Here is a 15,470-nt window from a genome sequence, read left to right on the forward strand (position 1 = left end):
TAAATATTTGGTTAGTATTTATCAAGTTTAGGTTTAGTTGATAACAAAATAGCCCGGGTGGATGTCCGGGCTATTTGTTTTTTAAAAGTTTTTACCAATTTTCTCCAGCATCTCTGGTGGAATACTTTGCATATCCACCACAAGAAATCCATCCAGACAATCTGAAAATTTCGGATCTATATTGAAACAAATGATTTTTGCATTCAGGTTAAGATACTGTCTTAACAATACAGGGATCTTAATATGCGTATTTTCGATGTCAGATATCAAGACATCAAGATCTTTCAATGAATCACTGCTTTCAATAAGCAGGTCTTTATCTATAGCAGACAAATCTGCCTTGAATTTATTTCTTGGTTTTACATATTGTCCCAGTTCATAATCAAAGTGATTTTTGGTAATGAAATCTACGATCAGTGATTTAGAAAACTTAGAGAAGTTATTACTGATACTTACAGGGCCAAACATGTAACGGTATTGCGGATTATCTAAAAGATATTTTAAGATACCTTTCCATAATAAGAACAGGGGCAGGGCTTTCTGCTGATATTCTTTACGGATCCACGAGCGGCCCAATTCAATTCCTTGTTGTAATACAGGGTAAAATGGTTCTTTGATCTTAAAGAGTTCAGAAAGATAAAATCCTCTTTTCCCTAAGGTATTTAATATTTCATCACCTTTTCCAATCCGGTAAGCACCAACAATGTTCTGCAGGTCTTTATCCCAGATAAATAAATGATGATAATAGATATCATAATTATCAAGGTCTATTTTTTTATTTGAGCCTTCCCCTACTTCTCTGAAAGTGATTTCTCTTAAACGACCGATCTCTCTTAAAACATTTGGAATATTTGCCGAAGGACTGATATAAACCTCATAGTTTTTTTCTGACCATACACGGTAAGTTTCCAGCTCATCAATCTCTTCAACGATACTTGCTCTTGAAGTCTCTTCAATGATAGGTTCAGGTGTTTTTCTGATCTTGAAAAGATTGATTGGATTAAACAGCTTTTTTTCCTGTTCTATACTTGTGCCCAGGGCATAAGTACGTGCACGAAGGAAATCCAGTAGTTTATTGGTATTGTTACGGTAGGAGATATCCTCAATATGGATAGGCTTACCTATTCTGACTTTAATTTTTAATCCTTGTTTATTTAAGAACTCGGAAGGTAATTTCGCTGTACGCAGTGTAGGATGTATGAAACTAAGGATGTTGAACAGCACGCCGTTGTTACCATGGAAATAAATAGGTACTACGGGAACTTTTGCACGGGCAATTAGTTTTCCAACGACAGGATGCCATAAACGGTCTGTGATTTCCTGTTTGTCAAGGCTAAAGGTTGATACCTCACCTGCAGGGAAAATCCCGATTGGAACACCATTTTGCAAAAGATCGAAAGTTGCTTTTAATCCGCTGATGCTCGAAGAATGCTGTACATTTTCGAAAGGGTTTACAGCAACAAAAAACTCATTCAGGTTAGGAATCTTCTGAAGGATGAAATTAACCATGACTTTGGCTTCGGGACGCACAGTACATAATAACTTGACTAATGCAAGACCTTCTATACCGCCATAAGGATGATTGGCAATTGCAATAAAACCTCCGGTTTTAGGGATGTTCTTCAAGTCATCCTCATCGAAATCAATAGATACCCCAATTGTTTCCAGTATCTTATCTACAAACTCTAAACCATTAAAGTGCTGGTTTTGGGAGAAAACTTTATTGATATCGTTTAATTTCATGACTTCCATCAGCAGATCTGCCAGTCCCGGAACACCGAGTTTATCAATTTTAGTGGCCTTAGCAAATTCTTTGGTGGTTATGATCTTCATATCTGTTTTTAAAGGGGGGAATCAGACGCATGTTGGTCTTCTAAATTTAAACACGCGCGTGAATCAATCTCAAAAATAAGATTTATATTCTTAAATAACGGAAGTACATTGTATGGAGATGAGAAAATGGCTAAATATATATTTTAATTTCTCCAAACGAGAATATAATGGCTTACTGGTGATGCTTGGACTGATCGGATTGATCCGGATGACTCCGGTAGTCTACGATTTTTTTGTGGAGGATAAATGGGATCAGCATGCAGAAGCTTCTGCTATCAGAAAATTGACAATGATCAAAAAGAATCCGAAGGTTATGAATAGACAGCCTTCTGTTCCGGGTAAAGATTTGAAGCTTTTTAATTTTGATCCTAATACAATAGGGGCACAGGAGTGGCAGTTACTGGGTTTATCTGCTAAACAAGCTGCTGTAATCTTAAGATACAGATCAAAAGGCGGGCGTTATTTTAAAAAGGAAGATCTGCAGAAAATGTATGTGATCAGTCCCAAACTCTATGAAAAACTTATACCTTATATAGTGATTGAAAAAACAAAGGAACCCGGGCATCATCTTTATCCTGAATATACGCATCCTGCGAAGCAGAAACCGGCATTAATCGCACTGAATACTGCAGATACTTTACAATTGCTGGAAATTAAAGGGGTGGGGCCGGCTTTTGCAAGAAGAATTTTTAATTACCGGCAGCGTCTTGGTGGTTTTTATAAAAAAGAACAGCTGCTGGAAGTATATGGACTGGATAGTTTAAAGTATAATGAAATCAAAGATCAGCTGATACTGGATGAACAGGCACTGACCAGAATTAACCTGAATACAGCAATGTTTGATGATTTAAAGAATCACCCCTATTTAAAGTATAAACAGGTCAATGCGATCATTCAGTTTCGAAAACAACACGGAAATTATGGTAATATTGCGGACTTAAAAAAGGTAGCTATTTTATCTGCTGAAACGATAGAGAAGTTAGCTCCGTATATTTCTTTTTAATCATGATTGAAACAAAAATAAAACAGGTGGTACGCGATGTAAACGATTTTCCTAAAGCTGGTATCGTTTTTAAAGACATTACTCCAATTTTAAAAGATGCAGTTTTGTGCGGTGAAATTACTACTGCGCTTGCTATGCAGCTTTCGGCGGTTAAAATTGATGTTGTTGCCGGAATTGAAAGCAGAGGTTTCCTGTTTGGAATGTCTTTGGCCAATTTACTGAATGTTCCGTTTGTACCCATCCGCAAAGCTGGCAAGTTACCTTATAAAACTATACAGCAGTCTTATGACCTGGAATATGGAAGTGCTACACTTGAAATGCATGAAGATGCAATTTTACCAGGACAGCATGTATTGATCCATGATGATTTACTGGCAACCGGTGGTACTGTTGTTGCTGCTTCTAAACTGATTGAGAAGCTGGATGCAGTTGTGGCAGGCTACTCTTTTATTATCTCGCTTGACTTTTTAAACGGAAAAGATAGATTAAAAGCGTTTTCTGCAAACAATTTCGCCTTAGCTTCCTATTAAAAGCTATAAATATTTGAAATTAAATTGCTGTCGTTTTAGCGGGTCTATACTTGTGCTATACTGTAAAATGAACTGAATACTATTTCGTTCTGTTTCCGGGCAAATATTCAACTGCTGCTTTGAGCTTATATTCTCTATACTTGTCGTATTCAAATATAAAACATGCAAGACACGTTGGCAGAAAATACAGGTTTCAGTTTTAGTACTTCAGAAAATCAGCTGATGATCAGAAGTATGGTTAAAGATTTTGCGGAAAAAAATATCCGCCCTCATGTAATGGAGTGGGACGAGGCACAGACTTTTCCTGTGGAAGTTTTTAAGAAACTGGGTGAGCTGGGAATGATGGGTGTATTAGTCCCTGAAGTTTATGGTGGTTCGGGATTTGGCTATCAGGAATATGTGGACGTAATTGTAGAGGTTGCTAAAGTCTGCGGTTCTATTGGTTTATCTCTTGCAGCACATAATTCTTTATGTACCGGGCATATTCTTGCTTTTGGAACAGAAGAACAAAAACATAAATGGCTGCCTAAACTGGCAACTGCCGAGTGGATTGGTGCATGGGGATTAACTGAAGCTAATACAGGTTCTGATGCTTTGAGAATGATGACTACGGCTACTTTAGACGGTGATCATTATGTCTTGAATGGTGCGAAAAACTGGATTACACATGGTAAATCGGGTGATATCGCAGTAGTAATGGTACGTACAGGTGAAAAGGGAGATTCTAAAGGTATTTCAGCAATTGTGGTTGAACGCGGAACTCCGGGTTTTTCGGCTGGTAAAAAAGAGAATAAGTTAGGGATGCGTGCATCTGAGACTACAGAAATGATATTTGATAACTGCCGCGTACCTGTAGCTAATTTACTGGGTAATGTAGGCGAAGGTTTTAAACAGGCTATGAAAGTGCTGGATGGTGGAAGGATTTCTATTGCTGCATTGTCATTGGGTATTGCAAAAGGTGCTTATGAAGCGGCACTGGCTTATGCTCAGGAAAGACATCAGTTTGGACAGCCGATATCAAGCTTCCAGGCGATCAGTTTTAAACTGGCGGATATGGCTACTGAAATTGAAGCAGCTGAATTATTAATCAGACAATCTGCTGATCTGAAGAACCGCGGACAGAAAATGACTAAAGAGTCTGCGATGGCTAAGTATTTTGCCTCAGAAGTTGCTGTAAGAGCGGCTACTGAAGCTGTACAGATCTTTGGCGGGTATGGGTATACGAAAGATTTCCCTGTAGAGAAGTTCTACCGTGACAGTAAATTATGTACTATAGGAGAGGGGACTTCTGAAATTCAGAAGATTGTAATTGCCAGAGAGATATTAAATAAATAAGAACGGCCTGGATCTAAAACAGCTGTTATCATACAATAAGACATATTCTAACCAAATATATTTTACCAATCCAGTTTACGAAAGTAGACTGGATTTTTTTATACTTGTTTTATAAGGTTTTATGTTCTACCTTTGCAATCCTTAAAACAACGAGAGGAGGTATTTTAACGTTATGATCATAATTAATATTAAAGACGGCGAATCACTTGATAAAGCCCTTAAACGTTTCAAAAAGAAATTTGAAAAAACTGGTGTATTGAGAGAACTACGTAGCCGTCAGGCATACGAGAAAAAATCTGTAGCTCGTCGTACATTAGTTAAGCACGCGATTTATAAAGAAAATATGCACTTAGAAGGAAAGATCTAATTTTTTCTTTTATTTTCTAAATATTTTAAAGCGCCGTCGGATTTTTCCGATGGCGCTTTCTTTTTATATACAAAATTGCGTACATTCACTTTTACAGGATAACAATTGTAATCAATGTCAGTAGAATCCTACCTAAACTACCTTCAACACGAGAAGCGCTATTCTCTGCATACCGTTACGGCCTATCGGACGGACCTGGTACAGTATAATGAATATATTGAACAAACTTATGAAATGAAGCCTGAGCAGGCTAAATATGTTCATATCAGGGACTATATTGTACATCTGATGGAAGATAAGGTTGGCGCAAATTCTATTGGCCGTAAATTATCCAGTCTGCGCGGGTTCTATAAATATCTTTATCGCCAGAAAATTATTCTGACCAGTCCGATGACTATGATCAGAGCACCTAAAACACCTGAACGCTTACCTGTATTTATTGATGAACAGAAGCTGGACCATCTGCTGGACTCAGGAGAGTTCTTTGACGAGACTTTTTCATCTGTACGTGATAAAATGGTCATTGAAATGCTTTTTGGTACAGGCATGCGCCTGGCTGAGCTTTTAGGTTTGAAAGAAACAGATATTGACTTTTACCAGGAATCTGTGAAGGTTTTAGGAAAAAGGAAAAAAGAAAGAATTATTCCTGTGACTAAACAGCTTATTAATCAGCTAAAAGAGTACATTGAGCTAAAATCGTTACAGAAATTTAATAACAAAACGGATGACTTGTTCGTTACTAATAAAGGAACGGCAGTTTACCCGGTCTTTATTTATAAGATTGTAAAAAGTTATTTGACATATATATCTACACAAGATAAGAAAAGTCCCCATGTGTTGCGTCATTCGTACGCGACCAGCCTGCTGAACAGGGGAGCAGATTTAAATGCGATTAAGGAACTATTGGGGCATGCGAGTTTAGCAGCTACCCAGGTCTACACGCATAATTCTATAGAAAGATTAAAATCAATATATAAACAGGCCCATCCAAAGGCATAAAAAAAGGAGGACAACATGAAAATTACAGTTCAATCAATCCATTTCAATGCAGATCACAAATTATTAGACTTTATTCAAAAGAAAGTTGATAAACTGGAACAGTTCCACGACCAGATCATAAGTGGCGAAGTTTATTTGAAATTAGAGAACGTAGACGATGAGGCTAACAAAATAAGTGAAATAAAACTAATGGTTCCGGGCGGAATTTTGTTCGCAAAGGAACAATGCAAGTCTTTCGAAGAAGCGACAGATTTGTCAATTGAGTCGTTAAAAAAGCAAATAACAAAACATAAAGAAAAAAATAGAATAAAAGTTTCTGAGCTTAAGGCGGTATTAAATGCCGATGAAGTGTCTGATTATTAGGAGTCTATTTTTCGGAATTTTAAATATGAAACCGGCAGATTACAATCTGCCGGTTTTTTTTTGAAAATAGTTTTGCAAGTATAAAATATTCTTGTAGATTTGCATTCCAATTCGGAACAGGGGTTAACCCATAAAGAGTTGGTTTGTTCTGTGAATGTTTAATAAAATAATAAGCCTCCTTAGCTCAGCTGGTAGAGCAACTGACTTGTAATCAGTAGGTCATTGGTTCGATTCCGATAGGAGGCTCTTTTAAACCTGCATCTTTATGATGAGACGGTTTAAGGGAATGGGGGGATACCAGAGTGGCCAAATGGGACAGACTGTAACTCTGTTGTCGCAAGACTTCGAAGGTTCGAATCCTTCTCCCCCCACTTTATAATAATAAAAGCGAAAGTAGCTCAGTTGGTAGAGCGATAGCCTTCCAAGCTATAGGTCGCGAGTTCGAACCTCGTCTTTCGCTCTTGATTCAAAGAGCAGTCGGCAGGATGGTCACAGTTTAAATGCCAGACCGGTATTGAAGATTGTGAAGGGAATAAAAGCCGACGTAGCTCAGCGGTAGAGCACTTCCTTGGTAAGGAAGAGGTCATGGGTTCAAGTCCCATCGTTGGCTCAGGAATAAAGATAAAAAAGCTTTGTTAAATCTGTTTTTATATGCAGAATCAACAAGGTTTTTTGTATTGAATTGTATCAAAACAATAATTAAAAATAAAAGTTAACCTACTAATAAGTATAAAAACATGGCAAAAGAAAAGTTTGACCGCAGCAAGCCGCACTTAAACATCGGCACTATCGGTCACGTTGACCACGGTAAAACAACCTTAACAGCAGCTATCACTAAAGTGTTATCTGATGCTGGTTTATCTGAGGCGCGTTCATTTGATTCGATTGACTCTGCTCCAGAGGAAAAAGAAAGAGGTATCACTATTAACACTGCACACGTTGAGTATTCAACTGCTAACCGTCACTATGCTCACGTTGACTGTCCAGGTCACGCGGATTACGTGAAAAACATGGTTACAGGTGCGGCGCAAATGGATGGTGCTATTATCGTTGTAGCGGCTACAGATGGTCCTATGCCACAAACTCGTGAGCACATTCTATTGGCTCGCCAGGTAGGTGTACCTTCATTGGTGGTTTTCATGAACAAAGTGGATATGGTTGACGATCCTGAATTACTAGAATTAGTAGAGATGGAAGTTCGTGAATTATTATCTTTCTATGATTTCCCAGGTGATGATATCCCAGTTATTCAAGGTTCTGCTTTGGGTGGATTGAACGGTGATGAGAAATGGGTAGCTAAAATTATGGAATTAATGGATGCTGTAGATAGCTACATTCCAATTCCTCCACGTTTAACTGACCTTCCTTTCTTAATGCCTGTTGAAGATGTATTCTCGATCACTGGTCGTGGTACTGTTGCAACTGGTCGTATTGAGCGTGGTGTAATCAACTCTGGAGATCCAGTTGAGATCTTAGGTATGGGTGCAGAAAATCTTAAATCAACTGTAACAGGTGTTGAGATGTTCCGTAAGATCCTTGATTATGGTGAAGCAGGAGATAACGTAGGTTTATTATTACGTGGTATTGAGAAAACTGATATCCGTCGTGGTATGGTTATCTGTAAACCAGGTTCTGTAACTCCTCACACTGATTTCAAAGCTGAGATCTATGTATTATCAAAAGCAGAAGGTGGACGTCACACTCCATTCTTTAACAAATACCGTCCACAATTCTATTTCCGTACCACAGACGTTACTGGAGAGATCACTCTTCAAGAAGGAACTGAAATGGTTATGCCAGGTGATAACGTTACAATCAATGTTAAATTGATCAACGCAATCGCAATGGAAAAAGGACTTCGTTTCGCTATCCGTGAAGGTGGTAGAACAGTAGGTGCTGGTCAGGTAACTGAAATCGTAAAATAATTACTTAACTGTCCTTCGGGTCACTAAGCAATTAAATAATATTACAAAGTATCCGGACGTTATAGTCTGGATACTTTGTTCCAAAAATGTTTACATTAACCTTCAGGGGTTGATTCTTATACACGGGAATAGTTCAACGGTAGAATAGAGGTCTCCAAAACCTTTGATCAGGGTTCGAATCCTTGTTCCCGTGCAAAAACTTAGATATGGCTAGCATAGTTCAATTTATTAAAGAATCGTATGAGGAAATGACCCAGAAGGTTACCTGGCCTACATGGGGAGAACTGCAAAGTTCTGCAGTGCTGGTTTTGGTAGCTTCGTTTATTATTGCAGTGGTTATTTTTGCAATGGATAAGGGATCTACTTTTGTGTTAGATACTTTTTATAAATCACTTTCTAATTAATAGAACTAAATGAACGATCAGCTAAAATGGTATGTAGTTAGGGCGGTAAGCGGAAAAGAGAAGAAGGTAAAACAATACATCGATTCAGAGATCAGTCGTTTAGGTTTTTCTCATCTTGTTCCGCAGGTATTAATCCCTATGGAAAAATACTACCAGATGAAAGAAGGAAAGAAGATTGCAAAAGAACGCAACTTTTATCCTGGTTATGTTTTGATTGAAGCAACTTTGGACGGTGAGTTAGAACACATTATTAAAAATGTGAATAGCGTTATCGGTTTCTTAGGGGATAAAGGTGGAAATCCTGTTCCTATGCGTCAGGCAGAAGTTAACCGTATCCTGGGTAAAGTAGATGAAATGAGTCAGCAGGGTGAGACTATGAATGTAGCTTACTATGTTGGTGAGAACGTCAAAGTAATGGACGGTCCTTTCAATGGCTTTACTGGTGTGATTGAAGAGGTTAACGAAGAGAAGAAAAAACTAAAAGTAATGGTTAAGATTTTCGGAAGGAAAACTCCTCTGGAACTTAACTATATGCAAGTAGAAAAAGAGTAGAATAAAAATCTTAAATGTTACATGCTTCCAACATTTTAACATTGAGTATTACAATTAACAAATCAGAAAATGGCAAAAGAAGTCAGTGCGCTTGTTAAATTACAAATCAAAGGAGGAGCTGCAAATCCATCGCCACCAGTAGGACCTGCATTAGGTGCTAAAGGTGTTAACATCATGGAATTTTGCAAGCAATTTAATGCTCGTACCCAAGATAAGCCTGGTAAAGTATTACCTGTTGTAATTACTGTTTATGCTGACAAGTCTTTCGAATTTATCATCAAAACCCCGCCGGTTGCTATCCAGTTAAAGGATGCTACTAAATTAGCGAGTGGTTCTGCTGAGCCCAACCGTAAGAAAGTTGGTTCGGTGACTTGGGATCAGGTTAAGTCAATTGCTGAAGATAAAATGACTGATTTAAATGCATTCACTATCGAGTCGGCAATGAGTATGGTTGCCGGTACAGCACGCAGTATGGGAATCACCGTTAGCGGCGATGCACCCTGGACAAATTAATTAACAAAAAACAGTTTACAACAGTGGCTAAATTAACAAAAAATCAAAAAAAGGCACATGCTAAACTAGAATCTGGTAAAACGTATTCTTTACAGGATGCGGCTGCTTTGGTAAAAGAAATCACTACTACTAAATTTGATGCTTCGGTTGATATCGACATCGCTTTAGGTGTTGATCCGCGTAAAGCGAATCAAATGGTACGTGGTATCGCTACTTTACCACACGGTACAGGTAAAACTGTACGTGTATTAGTTCTTTGTAATCCTGATAAGGAAGACGAAGCTAAAGCGGCAGGTGCAGATTTCGTAGGTTTAGACGAATATGTTGCCAAGATTGAAGGTGGATGGACTGATGTTGACATTATTATCACTACTCCTGCTTGTATGGCAAAAGTAGGTAAACTGGGCCGCGTTTTAGGTCCACGTAACCTTATGCCAAACCCAAAATCAGGTACTGTAACTAACGAAGTTGGTAAAGCAGTAACTGACGTAAAAGGCGGTAAGATTGATTTTAAAGTTGACAAAAGTGGTATCATTCATGCTTCGGTAGGAAAAGTATCATTCCCAGCAGAAAAAATATATGAAAATGCATTAGAAGTTCTTCAAGTAATTTCTAAGCTTAAACCATCTGCTGCTAAAGGAACTTATTTTAAGAGCATTCATGTTTCTTCTACAATGAGTCCTGGAATCGCAATCGAAACAAAATCAGTAGCAGGGATCTAATTATGAACAGAGAAGAAAAACACGAAGTAGTTTCGGCTCTTCAAGAGAAGATGCAGGACTTTGGCAATTTTTATATTGCTGATACATCAAGCTTATCTGTTGAGAAAATTAACAACATCCGTCGCAAATGTTTCGAAAGCGGTATTGAAATGCAAGTTGCTAAAAATACTTTAATCAGAAAAGCGATTGAAGGATTGGAAGGCGATAATTCAAGTATTTTTGAAGCATTAAAAGGCCAGTCAGCATTATTATTCTCAAGAACAGGTAATGGTCCGGCTAAGCTGATCAAAGCCTTGAGAAAAGGATCTGACAAACCACAGTTGAAAGCTGCGTTTATTGACACAGCAATCTATGTTGGAGATAATCATTTAGATGCATTAGTAAGCTTGAAATCAAGAGAAGAGCTTATTGGAGACATCATTGGCTTGCTACAATCGCCAGCTAAAAATGTTATTTCAGCACTTAAATCTAGTGGTGGTAAAATCGCAGGAATTGTTAAAACTCTTCAGGAAAGAGAAGGTTAAGGAACACCTTATAAGTTTCATATTATTATAAATTATTTTTCACGTCAAATTTTAAAAACTCTATAAAATGGCAGATTTAAAAGCGTTTGCTGAGCAATTAGTAAACTTAACAGTTAAAGAAGTTAACGAATTAGCTCAAATCCTTAAAGACGAGTATGGTATCGAACCAGCTGCTGCTGCAGTTGCTGTTGCAGGTCCTGCTGGTGATGCTGCTCCTGCAGCTGAAGAAAAATCTACTTTCGATGTTATCTTGAAAGAAGCTGGTGGTTCTAAATTAGCAGTTGTTAAGTTGGTTAAAGACTTAACTGGATTAGGTTTGAAAGAAGCTAAAGATTTAGTTGACGGTGCACCAAAAGAATTAAAAGCTGGTGTTTCTAAAGACGAAGCTGAAGCTTTGAAAAAACAATTAGAAGAAGCTGGAGCTGTAGTTGAGATTAAGTAATCACTTAATTTTAATATAACTTTAAACATAGACTCCGACTGTACAGTCGGAGTCTATACCTGTTTATATACATTTCATCTAAGTTTGGTTGGTGAGATGTTCACGGCAAACCAAACAAATAGTTTATTCTTAAACTAAATTAACTTTAGTACCTTGGCAAATAAAGTCGACCAAAGAGTAAATTTTGCACGTAGTAAGCACATCATAGATTACCCGGATTTTCTAGATGTACAGTTGCAATCATTCAGAGAATTTTTCCAGATAGAAACTACTTCAGACAACCGTCATACAGAGGGCTTGTTTAAAGTGTTTGCTGAAAACTTTCCAATCACTGATTCCAGAAATATTTTCGTTTTGGAATTCCTTGATTATTTTATTGACCCGCCGCGCTATGATATACCTGAGTGTATTGATCGTGGGTTAACTTATAGTGTTCCGTTAAAGGCAAAGTTGAAATTGTCTTGTAATGATGCGGAGCACGAAGATTTTGAAACTATCATTCAGGATGTATATCTGGGAACTATCCCATATATGACCCCTAAGGGTACATTCGTAATCAATGGTGCAGAGCGTGTAATTGTTTCTCAGTTACACAGGTCTCCAGGTGTGTTCTTCGGCCAGAGCCGTCACACAAATGGTACCAAGCTTTATTCTGCACGTGTGATTCCTTTCAAAGGATCCTGGATCGAGTTTGCTACTGACGTAAATAACGTCATGTATGCGTATATCGACCGTAAGAAAAAGTTCCCGGTTACCACGTTATTACGTGCTATTGGTTACGACTCTGATAAAGACATCCTTGAATTGTTTGACTTAGCTGATGAGGTTAAGGTTAGCAAATCTGGTTTGAAAAAATATATCGGACGTAAGCTTGCTGCGAGAGTTTTAAGAAAATGGGTTGAAGATTTTGTAGACGAAGATACTGGTGAAGTAGTTTCGATAGATCGTAACGAAGTGATCTTAGACAGGGATACTGTTTTAGAAGACGAGCATATTGATATGATCATTGACGCTGGCGTTAAAACTATTATCTTATCTAAAGATGATGGTGCTAGTCAGGCTGATTATACTATTATATATAATACATTACAAAAAGATACTTCAAACTCTGAAAAAGAGGCTGTTGAAAACATCTACCGTGCTTTGCGTAACGCAGAACCACCTGATGAGGAAACTGCAAGAGGTATCATTGAGCGTTTATTCTTCTCGGACAAACGTTATGACTTAGGAGATGTTGGTCGTTACCGCATCAACCGTAAGTTGAAAATGGATACTCCTGATCACGTTAAAGTATTAACAAAAGCAGATATTATTGCAATTGTTAAATACCTGATCAAATTAATCAACTCTAAGGAAGAGGTCGATGATATTGACCACTTGTCAAACCGTCGTGTACGTACAGTAGGTGAGCAGTTATATGCTCAGTTTGGTGTAGGTCTTGCGCGTATGGCACGTACAATCCGTGAGCGGATGAATATTCGTGATAATGAGGTTTTCACACCAACAGACTTAATTAACGCCCGTACTTTATCGTCGGTTATTAATTCATTCTTTGGTACTAACCAGCTATCACAGTTTATGGACCAGACCAATCCTCTTGCAGAGATTACGCACAAGCGTCGTCTTTCGGCATTAGGCCCAGGTGGTCTTTCCCGTGAAAGAGCTGGTTTCGAGGTGCGTGACGTTCACTATACCCACTACGGTAGGTTGTGTACAATTGAAACACCAGAGGGACCAAACATTGGTTTGATTTCATCTCTTTGTGTACATGCGAAGATTAATACATTAGGATTTATCGAAACTCCATACAAAATCGTAAGAGACGGTGTGGTTGCTGTAGATGAAGATGTAATTTATCTTTCTGCTGAAGATGAAGATGGTAAAACTATCGCACAGGCAAACGCTGCTTATGATGATAAAGGTAATTTCACCACTGCACGTGTTAAAGCACGTTATGAGGGTGACTTCCCGATTATTGAGCCTGAGAAATTAGACTTAATGGACGTGGCGCCAAATCAGATTACTTCGATTGCTGCTTCATTGATTCCTTTCCTTGAGCATGATGATGCGAACAGAGCCCTGATGGGTTCCAACATGCAACGTCAGGCCGTACCATTGTTACGTCCTGAAGCTCCGATTGTTGGTACTGGTCTTGAAGGTCGTGTTGCACGTGACTCAAGAACATTGATCAATGCTGAAGGTGATGGTATTGTTGAATATGTTGATGCAAATGAAATTACTATCAAATATGTAAGAAACGATGCAGATCGTTTAGTATCATTTGAAGGTGATAGCAAAACTTATAAATTAATTAAATTCAAGAAAACCAACCAGAATACTTGTATCAACTTAAAACCAATTGTTAAAAAAGGTCAGAAAGTTGTTAAAGGACAAGTACTTTGTGAAGGTTATGCAACTGAAAACGGTGAACTTGCTTTAGGCAGGAACCTTAAAGTAGCGTTCATGCCTTGGCAGGGATATAACTTTGAGGATGCGATTGTAATCAGTGAACGTATTGTTCGTGAAGACATTTTCACTTCATTGCATATTGAAGAGTTTGAATTGGAAGTACGTGATACAAAACGTGGAGAAGAGGAATTAACACCAGATATCCCTAACGTTTCTGAAGAAGCTACTAAAGATTTAGATGAAAACGGTATCATTCGTATCGGTGCTGAAGTAAAAGAAGGCGATATCCTTATTGGTAAAATTACACCAAAAGGTGAGTCTGATCCTTCACCGGAAGAGAAATTATTACGCGCTATCTTTGGAGATAAAGCAGGTGATGTGAAAGATGCATCCTTGAAAACTCCTCCTTCGATCAGAGGTGTTGTAATTGATACTAAATTATTCTCAAGAGCTAAGAAAACTACTAAAGCTGAAGAAAAAGCAGCGATAGAGAAATTAGACAAGAGATATAATCTGGCTACAACCAATCTTAAAAATGAGTTGGTTGACAAATTGTTCCAGATTGTAAATGGTAAAACTTCTCAGGGTATTTTCAACGTTTACAAGGAATTATTATTCCCTAAAGGTGCTAAGTTCACTCAAAAAAGTTTAGCTGATCTTGAATTCGCTCACATTAATCCATACAAATGGACTACTGATGACGATAAAAATGATCAGATCAAAATTTTGATCCACAACTATGGTATCCGTGTAAACGAAGAACTGGGTGCATATAAGCGTGATAAATTTGCCATCAGTGTTGGTGATGAATTGCCTTCAGGTATTGTGCAGATGGCTAAAGTTTATGTTGCTAAAAAACGTAAACTAAAAGTAGGGGATAAGATGGCTGGTCGTCACGGTAATAAGGGTATTGTTGCCCGTATCGTTCGTGATGAAGATATGCCGTTCCTTGATGATGGAACTCCTGTTGATATCGTGTTGAACCCACTGGGTGTACCTTCACGTATGAACCTTGGACAGATCTATGAAACTGTATTGGCATGGGCCGGTAAAGAATTGGGTGTGAAATTTGCAACTCCGATCTTTGATGGTGCTAAGCATGATGAAGTTGAAGAGTGGATCGCTAAAGCTGGTGTTCCTGCTTCAGGAAGAACTTATTTACATAATGGTTTAACAGGTGAGCGTTTCGACCAGCCAACTACAGTAGGTATTATCTACATGCTGAAACTTGGACACATGGTTGATGATAAAATGCACGCCCGTTCAATCGGACCATATTCATTAATTACACAACAACCATTGGGTGGTAAAGCTCAATTCGGGGGTCAGCGTTTTGGTGAGATGGAGGTTTGGGCATTAGAAGCATTTGGTGCGGCTAATATTCTACAAGAGATCCTGACTGTGAAGTCTGATGATGTAATTGGTAGAGCCAAAACTTATGAAGCAATTGTAAAAGGCGAAAACCTGCCGACTCCAGGTGTACCGGAATCATTCAATGTACTGGTACATGAGCTGCGCGGATTAGGTTTAGATATTACGTTAGACTAAT

15 protein-coding genes and 5 tRNA genes are annotated in these 15,470 nt (G+C 38.2%); 19 read left to right on the plus strand and 1 reads right to left on the minus strand.

Annotation, left to right across the window (positions count from 1 at the left end; genetic code table 11):
* Nucleotides 1-81: 81 nt before the first annotated feature.
* On the minus strand, nucleotides 82-1,833 hold the full coding sequence (locus HDE68_RS10225) for a lysophospholipid acyltransferase family protein (protein ID WP_183881470.1): 1,752 nt from the start codon (nucleotides 1,831-1,833) through the stop codon (nucleotides 82-84).
* Nucleotides 1,834-1,945: 112 nt separating this feature from the next.
* On the opposite strand from HDE68_RS10225, the gene HDE68_RS10230 reads away from it, so the two are divergent.
* The 19 genes from HDE68_RS10230 (at nucleotide 1,946) to rpoB (ending at nucleotide 15,469) form a co-directional block, all read left to right on the plus strand.
* On the plus strand, nucleotides 1,946-2,836 hold the full coding sequence (locus tag HDE68_RS10230) for a ComEA family DNA-binding protein (RefSeq protein ID WP_183881472.1): 891 nt from the start codon (nucleotides 1,946-1,948) through the stop codon (nucleotides 2,834-2,836).
* A gap of 2 nt (nucleotides 2,837-2,838) precedes the next feature.
* Entirely contained in the window at nucleotides 2,839-3,366 is a 528-nt protein-coding gene (locus tag HDE68_RS10235) for an adenine phosphoribosyltransferase (protein WP_183881474.1), read from the plus strand.
* 162 nt (nucleotides 3,367-3,528) lie between these two features.
* Nucleotides 3,529-4,701 carry an acyl-CoA dehydrogenase family protein gene (locus tag HDE68_RS10240; protein WP_221300706.1) on the plus strand — a complete coding sequence of 391 codons (1,173 nt, stop codon included), beginning with the start codon at nucleotides 3,529-3,531 and terminating at the stop codon, nucleotides 4,699-4,701.
* Between the two features lie 172 nt (nucleotides 4,702-4,873).
* Nucleotides 4,874-5,068, plus strand: a complete 195-nt coding sequence (gene rpsU, locus HDE68_RS10245; protein ID WP_041878250.1) for a 30S ribosomal protein S21 — start codon at nucleotides 4,874-4,876, stop codon at nucleotides 5,066-5,068.
* Nucleotides 5,069-5,182: 114 nt separating this feature from the next.
* Nucleotides 5,183-6,067, plus strand: coding sequence for a tyrosine-type recombinase/integrase (locus tag HDE68_RS10250; RefSeq protein ID WP_183881476.1), 885 nt, complete (start codon nucleotides 5,183-5,185; stop codon nucleotides 6,065-6,067).
* 15 nt (nucleotides 6,068-6,082) lie between these two features.
* Nucleotides 6,083-6,430, plus strand: coding sequence for a ribosome hibernation-promoting factor, HPF/YfiA family (hpf, locus tag HDE68_RS10255; RefSeq protein ID WP_041878247.1), 348 nt, complete (start codon nucleotides 6,083-6,085; stop codon nucleotides 6,428-6,430).
* 173 nt (nucleotides 6,431-6,603) lie between these two features.
* A tRNA-Thr gene (locus tag HDE68_RS10260) sits at nucleotides 6,604-6,676 on the plus strand.
* A 42-nt stretch (nucleotides 6,677-6,718) separates the two neighbouring features.
* Nucleotides 6,719-6,801 (plus strand) — tRNA-Tyr (locus HDE68_RS10265).
* Between the two features lie 16 nt (nucleotides 6,802-6,817).
* Nucleotides 6,818-6,890: transfer RNA gene (locus HDE68_RS10270), tRNA-Gly, on the plus strand.
* A gap of 78 nt (nucleotides 6,891-6,968) precedes the next feature.
* Nucleotides 6,969-7,040, plus strand: a tRNA-Thr gene (locus HDE68_RS10275).
* 127 nt (nucleotides 7,041-7,167) lie between these two features.
* Entirely contained in the window at nucleotides 7,168-8,355 is a 1,188-nt protein-coding gene (gene tuf / locus HDE68_RS10280) for an elongation factor Tu (protein WP_183881478.1), read from the plus strand.
* 122 nt (nucleotides 8,356-8,477) lie between these two features.
* A tRNA-Trp gene (locus HDE68_RS10285) sits at nucleotides 8,478-8,548 on the plus strand.
* Nucleotides 8,549-8,561: 13 nt separating this feature from the next.
* Nucleotides 8,562-8,759 (plus strand): preprotein translocase subunit SecE, encoded by a 198-nt coding sequence (secE, locus tag HDE68_RS10290; protein WP_183881480.1) that lies wholly within the window; start codon nucleotides 8,562-8,564, stop codon nucleotides 8,757-8,759.
* Between the two features lie 9 nt (nucleotides 8,760-8,768).
* The gene (gene nusG / locus HDE68_RS10295; RefSeq protein WP_041878241.1) at nucleotides 8,769-9,311 is read left to right on the plus strand and encodes a transcription termination/antitermination protein NusG; all 543 of its coding nucleotides are present in this window, start codon (nucleotides 8,769-8,771) and stop codon (nucleotides 9,309-9,311) included.
* Between the two features lie 69 nt (nucleotides 9,312-9,380).
* Nucleotides 9,381-9,824, plus strand: coding sequence for a 50S ribosomal protein L11 (gene rplK, locus HDE68_RS10300; protein ID WP_037443979.1), 444 nt, complete (start codon nucleotides 9,381-9,383; stop codon nucleotides 9,822-9,824).
* A gap of 23 nt (nucleotides 9,825-9,847) precedes the next feature.
* The gene (rplA, locus tag HDE68_RS10305) at nucleotides 9,848-10,546 is read left to right on the plus strand and encodes a 50S ribosomal protein L1 (protein ID WP_068403182.1); all 699 of its coding nucleotides are present in this window, start codon (nucleotides 9,848-9,850) and stop codon (nucleotides 10,544-10,546) included.
* Nucleotides 10,547-10,548: 2 nt separating this feature from the next.
* Nucleotides 10,549-11,070 carry a 50S ribosomal protein L10 gene (gene rplJ / locus HDE68_RS10310; RefSeq protein WP_183865813.1) on the plus strand — a complete coding sequence of 174 codons (522 nt, stop codon included), beginning with the start codon at nucleotides 10,549-10,551 and terminating at the stop codon, nucleotides 11,068-11,070.
* A 67-nt stretch (nucleotides 11,071-11,137) separates the two neighbouring features.
* Nucleotides 11,138-11,512, plus strand: a complete 375-nt coding sequence (rplL, locus tag HDE68_RS10315; protein WP_183865812.1) for a 50S ribosomal protein L7/L12 — start codon at nucleotides 11,138-11,140, stop codon at nucleotides 11,510-11,512.
* A gap of 153 nt (nucleotides 11,513-11,665) precedes the next feature.
* Nucleotides 11,666-15,469 carry a DNA-directed RNA polymerase subunit beta gene (rpoB, locus tag HDE68_RS10320; protein ID WP_183881482.1) on the plus strand — a complete coding sequence of 1,268 codons (3,804 nt, stop codon included), beginning with the start codon at nucleotides 11,666-11,668 and terminating at the stop codon, nucleotides 15,467-15,469.
* Nucleotide 15,470: the final 1 nt, after the last annotated feature.

The organism is Pedobacter cryoconitis (assembly GCF_014200605.1).
GTDB classification, from domain to species: Bacteria; Bacteroidota; Bacteroidia; order Sphingobacteriales; family Sphingobacteriaceae; genus Pedobacter; species Pedobacter cryoconitis_B.